The 18,051-nt window shown below is 68.7% G+C and carries 16 protein-coding genes; 12 read left to right on the top strand and 4 right to left on the bottom strand.

Translation table 11 applies throughout. From position 1 onward, the window contains the following. Nucleotides 1–96 precede the first annotated feature (96 nt). The 7 genes from CQ047_RS06950 (at nucleotide 97) to CQ047_RS06920 (ending at nucleotide 7,856) form a co-directional block, all read left to right on the top strand. Nucleotides 97–951, top strand: coding sequence for a PaaX family transcriptional regulator C-terminal domain-containing protein (locus CQ047_RS06950; protein WP_105673642.1), 855 nt, complete (start codon nucleotides 97–99; stop codon nucleotides 949–951). 190 nt (nucleotides 952–1,141) lie between these two features. Then, nucleotides 1,142–1,582, top strand: coding sequence for a cupin domain-containing protein (locus CQ047_RS06945; RefSeq protein ID WP_258132514.1), 441 nt, complete (start codon nucleotides 1,142–1,144; stop codon nucleotides 1,580–1,582). Further along, nucleotides 1,579–2,445, top strand: coding sequence for an acyl-CoA thioesterase II (locus CQ047_RS06940; RefSeq protein ID WP_105673638.1), 867 nt, complete (start codon nucleotides 1,579–1,581; stop codon nucleotides 2,443–2,445). The genes CQ047_RS06945 and CQ047_RS06940 overlap by 4 nt, the downstream gene beginning before the upstream one ends. A 35-nt stretch (nucleotides 2,446–2,480) precedes the next feature. After that, nucleotides 2,481–4,142, top strand: a complete 1,662-nt coding sequence (locus CQ047_RS06935) for an AMP-binding protein (protein ID WP_105673636.1) — start codon at nucleotides 2,481–2,483, stop codon at nucleotides 4,140–4,142. A gap of 1 nt (nucleotide 4,143) precedes the next feature. Continuing rightward, nucleotides 4,144–6,534: a bifunctional salicylyl-CoA 5-hydroxylase/oxidoreductase gene (locus CQ047_RS06930; RefSeq protein WP_105673634.1), complete on the top strand. Its 2,391-nt coding sequence runs from the start codon at nucleotides 4,144–4,146 to the stop codon at nucleotides 6,532–6,534. A gap of 90 nt (nucleotides 6,535–6,624) precedes the next feature. Beyond that, entirely contained in the window at nucleotides 6,625–7,029 is a 405-nt protein-coding gene (locus CQ047_RS06925) for a RidA family protein (protein ID WP_105673632.1), read from the top strand. Further along, on the top strand, nucleotides 7,029–7,856 hold the full coding sequence (locus CQ047_RS06920; RefSeq protein ID WP_105673630.1) for a fumarylacetoacetate hydrolase family protein: 828 nt from the start codon (nucleotides 7,029–7,031) through the stop codon (nucleotides 7,854–7,856). Before CQ047_RS06925 ends, CQ047_RS06920 begins: the two co-directional genes overlap by 1 nt. 91 nt (nucleotides 7,857–7,947) lie before the next feature. Here the strand turns inward: CQ047_RS06920 and ald are convergent, their stop codons facing one another. After that, nucleotides 7,948–9,039: an alanine dehydrogenase gene (gene ald / locus CQ047_RS06915; RefSeq protein WP_105673628.1), complete on the bottom strand. Its 1,092-nt coding sequence runs from the start codon at nucleotides 9,037–9,039 to the stop codon at nucleotides 7,948–7,950. A gap of 121 nt (nucleotides 9,040–9,160) precedes the next feature. On the opposite strand from ald, the gene CQ047_RS06910 reads away from it, so the two are divergent. Further along, the gene (locus tag CQ047_RS06910) at nucleotides 9,161–9,670 is read left to right on the top strand and encodes an Lrp/AsnC family transcriptional regulator (protein WP_105673625.1); all 510 of its coding nucleotides are present in this window, start codon (nucleotides 9,161–9,163) and stop codon (nucleotides 9,668–9,670) included. A 17-nt stretch (nucleotides 9,671–9,687) separates the two neighbouring features. Here CQ047_RS06910 and CQ047_RS06905 read toward each other — a convergent pair whose 3' ends face one another. From CQ047_RS06905 to aceB, 3 genes are all read right to left on the bottom strand, one after another. Then, nucleotides 9,688–10,119 (bottom strand): hypothetical protein, encoded by a 432-nt coding sequence (locus CQ047_RS06905; protein WP_105673623.1) that lies wholly within the window; start codon nucleotides 10,117–10,119, stop codon nucleotides 9,688–9,690. Nucleotides 10,120–10,225: 106 nt separating this feature from the next. After that, on the bottom strand, nucleotides 10,226–11,821 hold the full coding sequence (locus CQ047_RS06900; protein WP_105673621.1) for an isocitrate lyase: 1,596 nt from the start codon (nucleotides 11,819–11,821) through the stop codon (nucleotides 10,226–10,228). 30 nt (nucleotides 11,822–11,851) lie between these two features. Then, a complete protein-coding gene (aceB, locus tag CQ047_RS06895; RefSeq protein ID WP_105673619.1) occupies nucleotides 11,852–13,498 on the bottom strand; it encodes a malate synthase A in 1,647 nt (548 codons plus the stop codon). Between the two features lie 140 nt (nucleotides 13,499–13,638). Between aceB and CQ047_RS06890 the strand changes: the two genes are divergently transcribed. The 4 genes from CQ047_RS06890 to CQ047_RS06875 all read left to right on the top strand — a co-directional run bounded on the left by CQ047_RS06890 (nucleotide 13,639) and on the right by CQ047_RS06875 (nucleotide 18,012). After that, nucleotides 13,639–15,090, top strand: coding sequence for a helix-turn-helix domain-containing protein (locus tag CQ047_RS06890; RefSeq protein WP_105673617.1), 1,452 nt, complete (start codon nucleotides 13,639–13,641; stop codon nucleotides 15,088–15,090). Between the two features lie 177 nt (nucleotides 15,091–15,267). Next, a complete protein-coding gene (locus CQ047_RS06885) occupies nucleotides 15,268–16,374 on the top strand; it encodes an ABC transporter substrate-binding protein (RefSeq protein WP_105673615.1) in 1,107 nt (368 codons plus the stop codon). Continuing rightward, nucleotides 16,374–17,171, top strand: a complete 798-nt coding sequence (locus tag CQ047_RS06880; RefSeq protein ID WP_105673613.1) for an ABC transporter ATP-binding protein — start codon at nucleotides 16,374–16,376, stop codon at nucleotides 17,169–17,171. Before CQ047_RS06885 ends, CQ047_RS06880 begins: the two co-directional genes overlap by 1 nt. Next, complete coding sequence (locus CQ047_RS06875) at nucleotides 17,164–18,012, top strand: ABC transporter permease (protein WP_105673611.1); 849 nt, start codon at nucleotides 17,164–17,166, stop codon at nucleotides 18,010–18,012. The genes CQ047_RS06880 and CQ047_RS06875 overlap by 8 nt, the downstream gene beginning before the upstream one ends. Nucleotides 18,013–18,051: the final 39 nt, after the last annotated feature.

Here is an 18,051-nt window from a genome sequence, read left to right as displayed (position 1 = left end):
AGCGGTCGGATCGCACCAAGAACCGCAGTTCTTTCGCTGCAGCTATCCCGAACGGGCGACGAGTCCGGAGACGCGGAGCCGCTAGGCTCCTTCGACATGAGCGCAGATCTCCCGGCCGTCCGCGCCGACGATGCGGATGACGCCGCCGGCATCCCCGGCGCGGCCGTCAGGCCTCAGCACCTCATCGTCACCGTCTTCGGGCGGTACGTGCGTGCACATGGCGGCGTCATCCAGATCGCCGACCTCATCGAGATGATGGCCGCGCTGGGGGCTGATTCCTCCGCAGTGCGCTCGGCGGTCTCGAGACTCAAGCAGCGCGGCGTCCTCGTGAGCATGCGCTCGGGCGGCGGAGCCGCCTACCGGTTGGCCGACTCGCTCGAAGGTGTGTTCTCGGCCGGAGACCGCCGCATCTTCGAGGAGCGCAGGGCGCAGCCGTCCGATCCGTGGCTTCTCGCGTCGTTCAGCGTGCCGGAGCGGGAGCGGCCGCTGCGGCATCAGTTGCGCCGTCTGCTGCAGCGGCTCGGATTCGGGCAGGTGAACGGCGGGCTCTGGATCGCCCCTGGGCTCATCGCCGACGAGACCCGCATGGCGCTGCGCAGGGCGGGACTGGACGGTTTCGTGGAGCTGTTCCTCGGCGACCGCCTGTCCGAAGACGACCTCGTGCTCGCCGTGCGACGGTGGTGGGACCTCCCCGCGCTCGAGCCGTTGTATCGCGACTTCGTCGAGGGCTTCAGCGATGTGCTCGACGAGAAGCTCACCGACGGCGAAGCCTTCGCGGGCCACGTGGGCGCGATCACCCGCTGGCGACGGCTCACCTATCTCGATCCCGGCATTCCCCTCGAACTGCTTCCCGACGGGTGGGCCGGTGTCGAGGCCGAACGGCTCTTCGCTGAGCTGCATCACCGCCTGGAGCCCGCAGCGGAGCGCTTCGTCACCGCTGTGATGAGCTGAACGAACCTCGGGAGGACCCCGGACGCCGATCACGGCATCCGGGGTCCTCTTCGTTCGCTGTCACCTCGAAACCCTCACATATTGCACTTGTGTGACGATAGTCACGTATGTGACACTTCTTCCATCGGGTTCTTCGGGCCCGTTCGCGGCGCGGATGCCGCGCCCCTCAGACACGAGCGAAGGAGCTTTCATGAGTGAGAACGAACTGCGCTGGGACCGCGTGCCGCAGGTCACCCGAAGCGGCGAGGAGGACACGCACACCATGTCGTCTGGCGGATGCGTCCGCGTCTCCGGGGTGGGCCCCCAGCACACCGAGGCCACGAAGATCTGGTTCGGCCAGGTCTCCAACGAGCCCGGCTACCGCTCCCTCCCGCATCATCACGGCGAAGCCGAGACCGGCGGGTACGTGCTGCGGGGCACTGCAAGGATCTACTTCGGCGATGGCTACCGCGAGTACCTCGACATGACGGCGGGGGACTGGGTCTTCGTGCCTCCTTACATGCCCCACGTCGAGGCGAACATGTCCATCACGGAGGAGCTCGTCTGGCTCACCACTCGAACGCCCGACAACATCGTCGTCAACCTCGACGAGGTCGACGACTCGACGCTCGAGGGGTTCCGCCGCGCATGAACTCCTCCGCCGCGTTCCACCGCGCGATCGCCCTCACCGAGACGGCACCCGAGCACGCCGATCGCGCGTTCGAGGCGCAGCCGCAGCCGGTGCCCTGGCCCAAGGCCTATGGAGGCGACACTGTCGCGCAGAGCGTGGCGGCGGCACTCCGCACCGTGGACGACGACCGTCTGCTGCACTCGGTGCACAGTTCCTTCCTCCGCGGCGTCGATGTCTCGGAGCCGGTGCGGTACGAGGTGGAGCTCATCCGCGACGGCCGCGGATTCTCGACTCGGCACGTCCGCGGCCATCAGCACGGCAAGCTCGCCTTCCTGTCCACCGCCTCGTTCCACGTGCCGGAGGAGTTCCCCGAACACGGTCCCGCACTGCCCGAGGTGCCGTCGCCCGAGGAGCTGCGCTCTTCGGAAGAGGCGCTCGCGGGTCTCGACGGTCCTGACATCGAGTACTGGTCGCACGGACGGAGCTTCGACATCAGGCACGTGCCCGGACCGGTGTACGTCGAGATCGAGGGTGAACGGGTCCCCCACCAGGTCGTCTGGGTGCGCTCCTTCGAGAAGCTCGAGGACGACCCCCGCACGCACCAGCTCGCGATCGCCTACGTGTGCGACTACACGATCCTCGAACCGGTGCTGCGAGTGCTCGGGCTGCCGTGGCGCGCGGAAGGCCTCGTCACCGCGAGCCTCGACCACGCCATGTGGTTCCACGCCCCCGCCCGCGCAGACGAGTGGCTGCTCTACGTGCAGGAGAGCGCCGGCATCGCCGACGGGCGCGGTCTCGGCCTCGGCCGGTTCCACACCGTGGACGGACGGCTCGTGGCCACCGTCGCCCAGGAGGGGATGATCCGTCCGGGTCGTCCGCTCTGAATCCTCAGACCTCTCAACCACCGAAGGGACCAGCAATGGAGCTCTCCCCCTCAGCGCACGTCGACACCTTCACCCGCGACTCGCTGCCTGCGGCCGAACTGTGGCCGATTCTCGAGTTCACCATCCCCGATGTCCAGTATCCGAAACGTCTCAACGCCGCCGCCGAGCTGATCGACCGGGCGGTCGCGCAGCACGGCGCGCGGAGGCCGGCGATCCTCCTCGCAGACGGCGCCTCGTGGAGCTACGGGGAGCTGCAGCTCCGAGCGAATCAGTTCGCCCAGGTGCTCACCGAGGACCACGGCCTCGTGCCGGGCAACAGGGTGATGCTGCGCATGCTCAACGGCCCCTGGACGGTCGCCTGCTGGCTGGGCGCTCTCAAGGCCGGTATGGTCGTCGTCACCACGATGGTGGCGTGGCGGGCACAGGAGGTCGGCAACGTCGCGGAGCGCGTCTCGCCGCGGATCGCGATCGTCGACCACCGCGGCCTCGCCGACGCGGAGGAGGCCTTCGCCGCTCTGGGCGCGCCGCCGACCGTGCTCGTCGCGGGCGGGGAGCACGACGAGCTCGCTGCGGCGTGCGATGCCAAGAGAGGAGAGTTCGCGGCGGTCGACACCGCCGCCGACGACGTCGCGCTGCTCGGCGCGACCAGCGGCACCACCGGTGTGCCGAAGGTCACGATGCACTTCCATCGCGACATCCTCGCCAACGCCGATACCTTCGCCCGCCACGTGCTGCACCTCGGCGCCGACGACGTGAGCGCGAGCACGGCTCCCCTCGCGTTCACCTTCGGCCTCGGCGGCAATGTCATCTTCCCGCTCCGCACCGGAGGTGCCATGGTTCTCGTCGAGCGCGCGACCCCGCTGGAACTCGCGAAGCTCATCCGTCCGCTCGGCATCACCGTGCTGTACACGGCGCCCACCGGGTATCGCGGCATCATCAAGGCGGGTCTCGCCGACGAGCTCGGCCGCCTCCGCATCGGCGTCGCGGCGGGAGAGCATCTCACACGTTCGACGTTCGAGGCCGTGGAGCAGGCGAGTGGTCTGCGTCTCGTCAACGGCATCGGCGCCACGGAGATGCTGCACGTGTTCATCTCGGCGTCCGGCGACGATATCCGTCCCGGTGCCACCGGCCGGGTCGTTCCCGGCTACCGCGCAGCGATCTTCGATGAGAACGGGCGCGAGCTCGGCACAGGCGAGTCGGGACGCCTCGGCGTGATCGGCCCCACCGGATGCCGCTACCTCGACGATGAGCGCCAGAGCGTGTACGTGCACGATGGGTGGAACATCACCGGAGACACCTTCGTCAGGGACGAGGACGGGTACTTCACCTACCAGGCGCGCAACGACTCGATGATCGTGACGGCCGGGTACAACGTGGGCGCCCCAGAGGTCGAGGAGGCCGTGCTCGCCCACCCGGACGTGCTGGAGTGCGCCGTGGTCGGTCGGCCGGACGTCGACCGAGGCATGATCGTCGCAGCGTTCGTCGTCCCCCGTGAGGGCCTCGCAGGTTCGGATGCCCTCACCGCGAGCATCCTCGAACACGTCAGAGCGCGACTGGCGATCTACAAGTGCCCCCGCCGCGTCGACTACCTCACCGAGCTGCCCCGCAACCCCAGCGGCAAGGTGCAGCATTTCGTCCTGCGCGAGAGGGCGGCTCTCGATGCCGCCATCGCGCAACCTCTCACCCAAGGAGCCTGATATGCGCGTCGCCGTCATCGGCGGAGGTCCCGGAGGCCTCTACTTCGCCGCACTCATGAAGCAGCTGGATCCCGCGCACGAGGTCACCGTGTGGGAGCGCAACGCCCCGGACGACACCTTCGGGTTCGGCGTCGTGTTCAGCGATGAGACCCTCGGGGGGATCGAGAACGCCGACCCTGTGATCGCCGCGCGTATGGGTGCGCAGTTCGCCCGCTGGACCGATATCGACATCCTTTTCCGCGGGACGACGCACACGATCGGCGGACAGGGCTTCGCCGCGATGGGGCGCAAGGAGCTGCTGCAGCTGCTGCAGCAGCGCTGCCTGGAACTCGGCGTCCAGATCCTGTTCCGCACCGAGGCTCCGGATGCATCCGAGCTCATGGCGGAGTACGACCTCGTGCTCGCCGCGGACGGGGTGAACTCCCGCGTGCGCGCGCAGTTCGCCGATCGCTTCGGCCCCGACCTCGACAGGAGGGTGTCGAAGTACATGTGGCTGGGCACCGATCGCGTGTTCGAGGCGTTCACCTTCGCCGTGCTGCACACTCCGCACGGCATCATGCAACTGCACGGTTACCCGTACTCCGATCAGGGCAGCACCTTCCTCATCGAGATGCACGAGGACGTATGGCGCGAGGCAGGATTCGACGCCACCGAGCAGGAGCTGTTCCCGCCCGGCGTGAGCGACGAGTACGCGGTGGAGAAGATCCGCGGCCTCTTCGCCGACGTGCTGGACGGCCACGAGGTGCTCACCAACAACTCGAAGTGGCTGAACTTCACGACGGTGCGCAATGAGCACTGGCACCATGAAAACCTCGTCATCCTCGGGGATGCCGCCCACACCGCGCATTTCTCCATCGGCTCCGGAACGAAGCTCGCGATGGAGGACGCGCTCGCGCTCGCCGCGTGCCTGCACGAGCAGCCGTCGATCGAGGCGGCGCTCACCGCCTACGAGACCGAGCGGCGCCCCGTCGTCGCCTCCACGCAGCGGGCGGCGCAGGCCTCGCTCGAGTGGTTCGAGCGCATCGGACAGTACGCGGATCAGGAGCCGCTGCAGTTCTCGTTCAACCTTCTGACGCGCAGCCGCCGCATCACGCTCGACAACCTCGCCGTACGCGATCCGGAGTTCGCGCGTGACATCGTGCGCGGGGCTCCGCTCGTCTCGCGCGACGCCGACGAGCCGGCGATGTTCCGGCCTCACCGCATCGGCCGGCTGGAACTGAAGAATCGCGTGATCGTGTCGCCGATGGACATGTACTCCTCGGTCGAAGGTGTGCCGGGCGACTTCCACCTCGTGCACCTCGGTGGCAAGGCCATGGGAGGCGCGGGTCTCGTGATGACCGAGATGGTGTGCGTCTCCTCGGAGGGACGCATCACGCCCGGTTGCGCGGGACTCTACGCCGACGAGCAGACGGATGCCTGGCGCCGGATCGTGTCGTACGTGCACGCTCGGTCGACCGCGAAGATCGGCGTGCAGATCGGCCATGCCGGACGTAAGGGCTCGACCAAGCTCATGTGGGAGGGCATCGATCAGCCTCTCGACGAGGGCAACTGGACGACTATGGCCCCGTCGGCTCTCGCCTACGGGCCGGTGAACCAGGTACCGGAGCAGATCGACCGTGCGACCATGACGCTCGTGCGGGAGGAGTTCGTCGCCGCGACCCGTCGGGCAGCCGACGCCGGCTTCGATCTCGCCGAGCTGCACGCGGCGCACGGCTACCTCATCTCGTCCTTTCTCTCTCCCGTCTCCAATACGAGGGACGACGAGTACGGGGGCTCGCTGGAGAACCGGCTCCGCTACCCGCTCGAGATCTTCGACGCGATGCGAGCGGCGTGGCCCGCCGAGCGCCCCCTCGCTGTCCGGCTCTCCGCGGAGGACTGGATCGACGGCGGGAACACGGTCGACGACGCGGTCGAGATCGCGCGCGCGTTCATCGCACACGGCGCTCACGCGATCGATGTGTCGTCGGGCCAGATCGCCGCTCACGAGCGCCCGCAGTTCGGCCGCAGCTACCAGACCCCGTTCGCCGATGCGATCCGCAACCGTGTGGCGGCCGGAGCGGGTGTCTCCGTCATCGCGGTCGGCGCGGTGTCGAGTCACGATGACGTCAACTCGATCCTGCTCGCGGGACGAGCCGATCTCGTCGCGCTCGGCCGCACGCACCTGTGGGACCCGCAGTGGACTCTGCATGCCGCAGCCGACCAGGGGTACCGCGGCGAGGGCGCCGACTGGGTCGCCCCGTACCGTGCCGGGGCGCGCAAGCCCCCGACCGCGCGGACCGACGCCGTGCGCCCGCGTCTCTCGTTCGTGCGCGACACGTCGAGCGCCGACGAGGCTGTCGCACATCGTCGCTGGACACCCCGGCAGGCGGATGCGCCGGCCCTCGCCCGCTGACCGTGCCGCACGCCGCGGACTCCTCGGCATCCATCAACCTGCATCCGCACCGACACGACACGATCCGCACCGACCATAAGGAGGCCGCACATGCCGCGGCAGATCATCAACCCTGACTCGCTGGTGAAGCCGAGTGGCTTCGCGCACGGCGTCCGCGCCGGGGACTTCGTCTTTCTCGGCGGGCAGACCGCCATGGATGCCGAGGGGCGGATCGTACCCGGCGGCATCGTCGAGCAGTTCGTACAGGCGTTCTCGAACGTGCTGACGACGCTCGAGGCCGCAGGCGGACGTCCGAGCGACCTCGTCGACGCCACCATCTACCTCGTGGACGTCGACGACTACCAGCGCAACGGCCGTGAGATCGGACGGCTCTGGCGGGAGATGGCCGGCACCGAGTACCCCGCGATGGCGGGGATCGGGGTCACCAGGCTCTGGCAGCCCGAGGCGCTCATCGAGATCCAGGGCGTCGCCCACCTCGCAGCCGAGGAGGAGTGATGCGGCTCGCCACCGTGCGCCGCGGCGGCCGCACGCGAGCTGCGGTCGGAGACGACGCCGGCTGGGTGGTGTTGGAGGAGGACGACGTGCAGAACCTCATCGCCGCGCCCGACTGGCGCGAGCGGGCGGAAGCGGTGCTCCGGCATCCGGCCCGCACCGCCCTTGGCGATGAGGTCTTCGCGAATCCCGTGCCTCGCCCGGCGAAGATCTTCTGCTGCGGACTCAACTACCGCGACCACATCCTCGAGACCGGGCGGGACGTGCCCGAGTTCCCGACGATCTTCGCGAAGTTCGCCGACACCCTCACGGGGCCCGCCGATGAGATCCTCGTGCACGACACGGTGAAGCTCGACTGGGAGGCGGAGCTGGCCGTCGTAGTCGGCGCCGAGGTGCGCCGGGTGGACCGGGAGCATGCGCGCCTCGCCATCTTGGGGTACACGGTGTCGAATGACATCTCGATGAGGGACTGGCAGCAGCGCACCCTGCAGTGGCTGCAGGGCAAGGCCTTCGATGCCACGACGCCGATCGGGCCGTGGATCGTCACGGCCGACGAACTGGAGCCCCGCGAGGGGCTGCGCATCACGTGCACTGTGAATGACGAGGTGGTGCAGGACGGAGACACCGCCGAACTCGTGTTCGACGCGGCTGACCTCGTGGCCTACGTGTCGCAGCTCACCGTGCTCCGCCCCGGTGACATCATTCTCACCGGCACGCCGGGAGGTGTGGCACTGGGCATGGCTGAACCCAGATGGCTGCGCGACGGCGATCTGGTGACGACGTCAGTCGAGGGCATCGGCGCTCTTCGCAACACGGTGCGATTCGAATAGCGCCAGGTCGGGAGCGCGGGGTCGTGCGGGCGACGAGAAAGGGCCGGGGAGTCTGCTCCCCGGCCCTTTCTCGTGGTGCTGTGCGACGGTCTCAGGCCGGGAGGCCGTGCGCCTGGGCGACCGCGTCGAGCGCGATGCGCCCGCCCTGGACGTTCAGCCCCTTGGCGAGGGCGGCGTCGTCGGATGCCGCGCGGTCCCAGCCCTTGCCGGCGATCGCCGACACGTAGGGGAGGGTCGCGTTGGTGAGGGCGCGCGTCGCGGTCTCGGGCACGGCGCCCGGCATGTTCGCGACGCAGTAGTAGATCGAGTCGTGCACCGCGAAGGTCGGGTCGTCGTGCGTCGTCGGGCGCGAGCCCTCGAAGCATCCGCCCTGGTCGATCGCGATGTCCACGAGCACGGAGCCGGGCTTCATGGCGGCGACCATGTCGTCGGTGACGAGCTTGGGTGCCGCGGCGCCGGGGATCAGCACCGAGCCGATCACGAGGTCGGCCGTGGCGAGCTCCTCCGCGATGTCGTAGCGGTTCGAGGCCCGGGTCTCCAGAGCCCCGCCGTAGCGGTGCTCCAGCTCCCGCAGACGCGGCAGGGAGATGTCGATCACGGTGACCTTCGAGCCGAGGCCGAGGGCGTTGGCCGCGGCGTGCTCACCGGCGACGCCGCCGCCGATCACGACCGTCTTCGCACGCGGCGTGCCGGCGATGCCGCCGAGCAGCATGCCGCGGCCGCCGTTCGAGCGCAGCAGGGAGTACGACCCCATGGTGACGGAGAGCCGACCGGCGATCTCGCTCATGGGCACGAGCAGCGGCAGGCTGCGATCGGGCAGCTGCACCGTCTCGTAGGCGACCGCGGTGGTGCCGGCATCGACGAGCGCCGTGGTGAGCGCGCGGTCGGCGGCCAGGTGCAGGTACGTGAAGAGGGTGAGGTCGGGGCGCAGGAAGCCGTACTCCTGGGCGATGGGCTCCTTGACCTTGATGAGCAGATCGGCCTGGGTCCAGGCCTCCTCCGCGGTCGCGACGATCTCGGCACCGGCGAGGCGGTACGCCTCGTCGGAGATGCGCGAGCCGAGGCCCGCACCGGACTGCACGATGACGCGGTGCCCCTCGCGGACCAGGCGGTCGGCGCCGGCCGGGGTGAGCGCGACGCGGCTCTCGTTGTTCTTGACCTCAGTGGGCACGGCGATCTTCATCGATCGGATCCTTCCGGGTGGCGGCTGTTTCTGCGTCCACCAGAATCGCAGAAACATCGGCGTTCAGAAAGATTTCCTGAAGACTATTCGACAGGTGCCCCGATCCTGAATAATCATTCGGATGGAGACCTCTTCCGCGGCCCCGCAGCCGAACACTCTGCGAGCCCCCGCCCTCGACCCCGTCGACACGCAGATCGTCCGGCTGCTGGCGGCCGACGGGCGCATGACCAACGCCGAGCTCGCCGTCAAGCTGGGAGTCGCCCCGTCGACCGCGCACGCCAGACTGCGATCCCTGCTCGACAGAGGGGTGATCACCGGCTTCCATGCGAGCGTGGACGAGCGGATGCTGGGCGCTGGTCTCCAGGCGATCATCGGCGTGACGCTGCGCCCGAGCGGGCGGCGGGAGAGCATCGTGGAGTTCGCCGAGAGGGTGCGCGTGCTGCCCCAGGTGATCCAGCTGTTCTTCCTCGGCGGCGACGACGACTTCCTCCTGCACATCGCGGTCGCGGACTCCTCGGAGATGCGCGAGTTCGTGCTGGAGCATCTCTCGGCGCAGTCCAGCGTCGCCTCCACGCGGACGAGCATCGTGTTCGACTACCACCGCAACTCGGTCGCCGCCTCGTTCCGCTGAGGCGGAGCCCGCGGGCGTCAGGCGCCGTAGGAGGCGGGCGCCGCGCAGTAGTCGGCGAAGCGGCGGAACGGATGCCGCGGATCGGTCACCTCGACGAGGGCGTCCGCCACCGTGTGCGGGGGCTCGTCTCCGGCGAGCTGCCAGAGCGCGTAGTTCCACATGCCGCGTGCCGCCTCGCTCAGCAGAGCGCCGGGGCCCGACACGATCAGCACCCGCGGAGACCGCTCGGCGCGGAACGGGGCGACGACGTCCGCGCGGAGCTGCGCAGGGTCCACCTCGTCGAAGTGGGTGCGCACGACATCCTGGCCGGCCGCGCGCAGCGCATCGGCGAGCTCGTCCGCCGCGGCTCGCGAGCGCTCGGCATCCGCTCCCGCCACCGCGAGCAGGCGCGTGCCGCGGGGGTAGAGGTGCAGGAACTCGCCGGCGATGCCGGTCCACACGTCGCTCATCGCTCCAGGCTACGCCCGCCCGCCCCCGGCACGGCGATGCCCCTCACCGGATCGCGGTGAGGGGCATCGTCCTCGGGGCATCCGGATCTGTCGTCCGGACTGGTCGTCAGTTGAACTGGTTCATCGTGTTGTGCTGACCGCCGGCCTTGAGCGCGGCGTCCCCGGCGAAGTACTCCTTGTGGTTGTCGCCGAGGTCGGAGCCCGCCATGTTCTGGTGCTTGACCGTGGCGATCCCGCCGCGGATCTCGCGGCGCTGCACGCCCTTGACGTAGGCGAGCATCCCCTCGTCGCCGAAGTAGCCCTTCGCGAGGTCATCGGTCGACAGCGCGGCCGTGTGGTACGTCGGGAGCGTGATGAGGTGGTGGAAGATCCCCGCGCGGGCGGAGCCGTCGCGCTGGAACGAACGGATCTTCTCGTCGGCCAGCCGCGCGAGCTCGGTGTCGTCGTACTCGACGCTCATGAGCTTGTCGCGATCGTACGCCGACACGTCGCCGCCCTGCTCCGCGAGCAGGTCGTACGCCTGCTGGCGGAAGCTCAGCGTCCAGTTGAACGACGGGCTGTTGTTGTAGACGAGCTTCGCGTTCGGGATGACCTCGCGGATCGCGTCGACCATGCCCGCGATCTGCTCGACGTGCGGCTTCTCCGTCTCGATCCACAGCAGGTCGGCGCCGTTCTGCAGCGACGTGATGCAGTCGAGCACGACGCGCTCCTCGCCGGTGCCGGTGCGGAACTGGTACAGGTTGCTCGCGAGACGCTTCGGGCGCAGCAGCGCGTCGCCGCGCTTGATGACCACGTCGCCGTTGCCCAGATCGGCCTCGGAGATCTCCTCGACGTCGAGGAAGGAGTTGTACTGATCGCCGAGGTCGCCGGGCTCCTGCGAGACAGCGAGCTTCTGGGTGAGCCCCGCGCCGAGCGAGTCGGTGCGGGCGACGATGATGCCGTTGTCGATGCCGAGCTCGAGGAACGCGTAGCGGACCGCGTTGATCTTCGCGAGGAAGTCCTCGTGCGGCACGGTGACCTTGCCGTCCTGGTGGCCGCACTGCTTCTCGTCGGAGACCTGATTCTCGATCTGGATGGCGCACGCGCCCGCCTCGATCATCTTCTTCGCGAGCAGGTACGTCGCCTCGGGGTTGCCGAAGCCGGCGTCGATGTCGGCGATGATCGGGACGACGTGGGTCTCGTAGTCGTCGATCTGCGACTGGATGAACTCCGCCGCGGTCTCGTCGCCGGCGGCACGGGCGGCGTCGAGCTGGGTGAAGAGCAGGTCGAGCTCGCGGGCGTCGGCCTGGCGGAGGAACGTGTACAGCTCCTCGATCAGAGCGGGCACCGCGGTCTTCTCGTGCATCGACTGGTCGGGCAGCGGCCCGAACTCGGAGCGGAGCGCGGCGACCATCCATCCGGAGAGGTAGAGGTAGCGCTTGTTCGTCGACTTCAGGTGCTTCTTGATCGAGATGAGCTTCTGCTGCCCGATGAACCCGTGCCACACGCCGAGCGACTGCGTGTACACCGAGGAGTCCGCGTCGTACTCGTCCATGTCGCGGCGCATGATGTCGGCGGTGTACTGCGCGATCTCGAGCCCGGTGCGGAACCTGTTCTGCGCGCGCATCCGTGCGGCGGACTCCGGGTCGATGGCGTTCCAGGGGGAGCCGTGCTCCTCCTTCAGCGCCCGGATGGCGTCGATGTCGTCCTGGTACTGAGTCATGTCAAGTCCTTCGTGGTGGTGATGAGCGGGTCAGTTGTTCTCGATGAGGTAGCGCGAGTAGGCGCCCAGGGTGAGGAAGGTGGGGAACTCCTCGTGCAGCGCGACCTCCCGGAAGACGTCGGCGGCGTCGTCGAAGCGGTCTCCCGCCGACCGCGTGGCCTGGGCGAGGATCTCCCGGATCAGGCCCTCGACGTACTCCGCGGTGATCGCGGTGCCGTCCTCGGTGGTGCGGTCCTGGTGGATCCACTGCCACACCTGCGAGCGGCTGATCTCGGCGGTCGCCGCGTCCTCCATCAGGTTGTCGATGGCGACGGCGCCCTGCCCGCGGAGCCAGGCCTCGAGGTAGCGGATGGCCACCGAGACGTTGTCGCGCACGCCCTGCGCCGTGATCGGGCGCCCGATGTGCAGGTCGAGCAGGTCGGATGCCGAGACCGACACGTCCTCGCGGAGACGGTCGACCTGGTTCGGCCGGTCGCCGAGCACGGCGTCGAACTCGGCCTGCGCGGTGGCGATCAGGTCGGGGTGCGCCACCCAGGTGCCGTCGAAGCCGTCCGCGGCCTCGCGCTTCTTGTCGGCCGACACCTTCTCGATCGCCCGTGCGGTGACCTCGGGGTCGCGACGGTTGGGGATGAAGGCGCTCATGCCGCCGATCGCGTATGCGCCGCGCTTGTGGCACGTCTGCACGAGCAGTTCGGTGTAGGCCCGCATGAAGGGCACCGTCATGGTGACCTCGCTGCGGTCGGGGAGCACGAACCGGGCGCCGCGGCCGCGGTAGTTCTTGATGATGGAGAAGATGTAGTCCCAGCGACCGGCGTTGAGGCCGGCGCAGTGGTCGCGCAGCTCGTACAGGATCTCGTCCATCTCGAACGCCGCGGGCAGCGTCTCGATGAGCACGGTCGCGCGGATCGTGCCGTGCGGGATCCCGATGTACTCCTCGCTGAAGCTGAAGATGTCGTCCCACAGCTTCGCCTCCTCGCTCGACTCGAGCTTGGCGATGTAGAAGTACGGGCCGCGGCCCGACTCGATCAGAGCCAGCGCGTTGTGCACGAAGTAGAGGCCGAAGTCGACCAACGAGCCGGATGCCGACATCCGCCGACCTGCGCGGTCGGTGAACTCGATGTGCTTCTCGGTGAGGTGCCAGCCCCGAGGGCGCATCACGATCGTGGGCGTCCGCTCGGCGGTCACGCGGTACTCCTTGCCCTCGGGGGAGGTGAAGGAGAGCTCGCCGCGGATCGCGTCGCGCAGGGACAGCTGGCCCTCGATGACGTTCTTCCAGGTGGGGCTCGTGGCGTCCTCCTGGTCGGCCAGCCAGACCCGGGCGCCCGAGTTCAGGGCGTTGATGGTCATCTTCGGGTCGGTGGGGCCGGTGATCTCGACGCGGCGGTCCTCGAGGCCGGGTCCGGGGCCGGCGACGCGCCAGTCGGCGTCCTCGCGGATGTGCGCGGTCTCCTCGCGGAACCGCGGGTCGTGGCCGTTGCCGATCTCGAAGCGGCGGCGCATCCGGTCGGCGAGCCGGTCGTGGCGACGGCCGCCGAAGCGGTGGTGCAGCTCGGTGAGGAAGGCGAGCGCATCCGGAGTGAGGATCTCGTCGTAGCGATCGCGGATGGGACCCGCGACCGTGATCGCCGGACCCTGCTGCGCCGTCTGGATCGGCGCGGTGACGGTGGGAGTGCTCATGATCAGAAGTCCTTTCTTCGAACGATCCGGCTGCGATGCCGTCTGGCTTGAGACCACTCTGTGTGAAGTTCATGACCCGAACTCGCCAAATCCGTAGTGAAGATCGCCGGAAATTCTGTTTCTGTGACAGAATCGCCGACATGACCACCTCAGCCGTCGAAGAAGACGCCGACGCCCTCACGATCGGCCGCCGCATCCGCCAGCTCCGTACCGCGCGCGGGATGACCCTCGACGACCTCGCCGCGGCGGTCGATCGCGCGCCGAGCCAGATGTCGATGATCGAGACGGGCAAGCGCGAACCCAAGCTCACGCAGCTGCAGGCGATCGCGCGCGCACTGGGCGTCACGATCGACGCGCTGCTGGAGGGGGAGCCGCTCGACGAGCGCAGTGCGATCGAGATCGCGCTGGAGCGCGCGATGAAGGGGCAGACTTTCCAGGCGCTGGGCATCGAGCCCTTCCGCATCGCCAAGAGCATGCCGACGGATGCCCTCAAAGCGCTGCTGGCTCTGCATGGCGAGATCGACCGCCTCAAGGACGAGAGGGCGGCGACGCCCGAGGAGGCCAGGCGTGCGAACGTCGAGCTGCGCCACCTCATGCGACGGCAGGACAACCACTTCGCCGACCTCGAGGCCAAAGCGTCCGAGATCCTCACCGCCGTCGGCCACTCCGGCGGTCCGCTCACTCAGCGCACGGCATCCGAGATCGCCGCCTACCTCGGCTTCACCCTGCACTACGCCCCCGACCTCCCGCAGACCACGCGCAGCGTCGCCGACCTCGCCAACGGCAGGCTGTACCTCTCGAGCCGCGCGCAGGCGAAGGGCGATGCCCGCACGGCCGTGCTGCAGGCGCTGTCGAGCCGGATGCTGGGGCACGCAGAGCCGCGCAGCTACGCGGAGTTCCTCCGCCAGCGCGTGGAGACGAACTACCTCACCGGCGCCCTGCTCATGCCAGAGGGGCACGTCGTCCCGATGCTGACGGAGGCGAAGTCGCGCAAGGCGATCTCGATCGAGGACCTGCGCGACGCCTACTCGGTGTCGTACGAGACGGCGGCGCACCGCTTCACGAACCTCGCGACGCGCCACCTCGACATCCCCGTGCACTTCCTCAAGGTGCACGAGTCGGGCACCATCACCAAGGCCTACGAGAACGACGACGTGAACTTCCCGACCGACCGGTTCGGCGCGATCGAGGGGCAGATGTGCTGCCGGAAGTGGACCAGCCGCGTGGTGTTCGACGAGGACGACCGGTTCAACCCGTACTACCAGTACACCGACACCGGCAACGGGACGTACTGGTGCACCGCCCGCGTCGAGGCGTCGAGCGAGGGGCTGCACTCCGTGAGCGTCGGCGTGCGCTTCGACGACACCAAGTGGTTCGTCGGGCGGGACACCCCGCACCGCGGCGTCTCGAAGCACTCGGTCGAGGTGTGCTGCCGTCGCGCTCCCGCCGAGCTCGAGGAGCGCTGGCGCGAGAACGCCTGGCCGAACGTCAAGACCCCCCGCACCCTGCTCGCGACGCTGCCCACGGGTGCGTTCCCCGGCGTCGACACGACCGACGTGTACGAGTTCCTGGAGGCGCACGCTCCGCGCTGACCCGCTCGCGGCATCCCTCCCGTCTCGAAAGATCCCGGTATCGACGTCTGATACCGGGATCTTTCGCGACGGGAGGCGTCATCGCTTCGTCAAAGTTTAGTTTGATCTTGCTTAGTCAATCTTGACTATGTTACTTTCGACGAGCCATCAACGACGAACGGCCGAGAAGGGACCCTCATGGCTACTTCCCCCGCGGAAACCCGAATCCGCATCGCTGCCACCCTGACGTGCGTTCTCGCTGCCACGCTCACCCTCGGAGCATGCTCCGCACAGAGCCCCGGCAGCGGAACCGCCCCCGCAGACGCAGCTGTCGACGCCGACAGCTGCCAGCGGAATCAGGATGCCGGCACCATCACCTACATCTCCGGCTACGGCTACTCGGCCAGCGCCGGTCAGCTCGACGTGTTCCTCGCGAAGGAGCTCGGCTACTTCGACGACCTCTGCCTCGACGTCGAGATCAACGCCTCCGGAGCGAACGGGCAGCAACTCGTGGCATCGGGGCAGGCGCAGTTCACCGCGCTCGGCTCGGCATCCGACGTCATGCTCGCCGCCGCCAACAGCAAGAACCTCACGGCGGTGGCCACCTACGGAACCACCTCGCCCTTCTCGATCTTCGGCAACGAGAAGCTCACGAGCCTGAAGGATCTGGAGGGCGGGTCGCTGGGCTACTTCATCAACCTCACCCCGATCGCCTCCGCCATGCTCGACAACGCCGGCGTCGACGTCTCGAAGGTCGAGATGGTCAAGATGACCAACTACGACCCCACCGTCGTCGTGCGGGAGCAGGTCGACGCGATCGTCGGCTACGCCTCCAACCAGCCGGAGTCGCTCAAGGCGCAGGACCTCCCGTTCAGCGAGTTCCTCCCCGCCGACGAGGGCGTCGAGGGCACCTACAACGTGATGGAGGTCAACTCGCGCTTCCTCTCCGAGCACCGCGAGGTCGCCGCCGACTTCATGCGCGCCAGCCTCAAGGCCCTGCAGTACTGCCTCGACGAGTCGGACGCGTGCATCGACACCCTCGCGAAGCTCGCCGAGGACAACAACCAGGGCGCCGCGTTCCCGCGCGACCAGCTCGCCCGCACCTGGGCCGTCGAGTCGGAGTGGGTGCGCACCAGCACCGGCGGTCACCCCGGCGTGCAGACCGAGGCCATGTGGAAGCCCGAGTACGCGCTCGTCGAGAAGTACGGTGACGTCAAGGGCCTGCCGAAGATCGCCGAGATGATGGACGTCGACCTGGTGGCCGACCTCTACGACGGCGACGAGCTGATCTGGCCGGCGAAGTGATGGCCGCCTCGCAGGGAGCGGGCGTCGAGGTCACCGGCGTCACCAAGACCTTCGGAGTGGACGGGGCGCGGGTGACCGTGCTCGACGACGTCAGCCTCACCATCGGCATGGGCGAGTTCGTCTCCGTGATCGGACCGAGCGGATGCGGCAAGTCGACGCTCCTCAAGGTGGTCGCCGGTCTCATCGACGCGGACTCCGGAACCGTCACGATCGACGGGGAGAGCGTGAGTTCGGCATCCCGCGACAAGAAGATCGGGCTGGTGCCGCAGTCTCCCGCCCTGCTGCCGTGGAAGACCGTGCGCGAGAACGTCGAGCTGCCGCTGCGGATCAACCGCGGCGCCAACGGAGGGCGCGCGCTGCGCGACCCCGAGGAGCTGCTGTCGACGTTCGGTCTCGGAAAGGCGATGTCGAAGTACCCCGGTCAGCTCTCCGGAGGCATGCAGCAGCGCGCCGCCATCGCCAGGGCCTTCGTGTTCGACCCGGCCATCATGCTGATGGACGAGCCGTTCTCGGCCCTCGACGAGATGAACCGCGACCTGCAGCGGATCGCCCTGCTGGAGTTCTGGCAGTCGAACCGCAAGGCCGTCATGTTCGTGACCCACTCGGTGCCGGAGGCGATCATGCTCTCGGACCGCATCGTGGTGATGGCCGCCCACCCCGGCCGCATCGCGCAGGTGATCGACGTGAACCTGCCGCGCCCCCGCACCGAGGAGGCGTACGCGACGGACGAGTTCCGCGAACTGGAAGGCATCGTGCGCGGTGCGCTGCGCGCGCAGACGGAGAAGGCCCATGTCTGAGATGACGATCCGCGACACCACGGCGACCCTCGCCACCGCCCGCCTGAGGGAGACGCCGCGCCGCGGCATCCCCTCCTGGCTGCGGTGGGGAGCGTGGCTGCCCACCCTCATCACCTTCGCGATCGCGGCCACGCTGTGGCAGCTCGTCGCGTGGACGAACCCCTACGTCCTCCCCGCGCTGCAGGACATCGGCGCCAGCCTCGCCGGGGACGCGGGCATGTACTGGTCGAACTTCCTCGTCACGCTGCTCGAGGTCGTGGTCGGCGCATCCGCCGGCATCCTCGCCGGATTCCTGCTGGCCGTGGTGATGGCGGAGTTCCAGATCATCGAGAAGGCGGTGATGCCGCTCGTGATCATCGTGATGGTGACCCCGATCGTCGCCATCGCCCCCGCCCTGGTGGTGGCGTTCGGCTTCGGCATGGTGCCGAAGTTCATCGTCACCGGGCTCGTGGTGTTCTTCCCGATGCTGGTGAACTCGCTCGCCGGCCTCCGCGACGTCGACCAGCGCGCGCTCGACGTGTTCACGACGCTGCACGCCTCGCGGTGGGAGATCTTCCGCGAGCTGCGCCTCCCGGGGAGCATGCCGTACATGTTCGCGGGGCTCCGCATCGCGCTCCCGCTCGCCGTCGTCGGCGCCGCGGTCGCGGAGTTCGTCGCCGCCGGTCAGCAGGCCGGTCTCGGCTCGCTCGTCACGACGTCGGCCGCGCAGGCCAACCTGCCGGTGACCTGGGCCAGCATCGCCCTGCTCTGCCTCCTCGGCGTCCTCCTGATCGTGCTCCTCGCGGTCGTGCGCAAGCGCGTCCTGTGGTGGAGCGACGGCGAGGTCACCGCGAAGGGCTGACGCCCGCGAACTCCGATCCGGGGGCGGATGCTCCGCTCC

This window comes from Microbacterium sp. MYb72 (assembly GCF_002979415.1).
Classification (GTDB): domain Bacteria; phylum Actinomycetota; class Actinomycetes; order Actinomycetales; family Microbacteriaceae; genus Microbacterium; species Microbacterium natoriense.
This window is presented reverse-complemented; position numbering and strand designations above follow the sequence as displayed.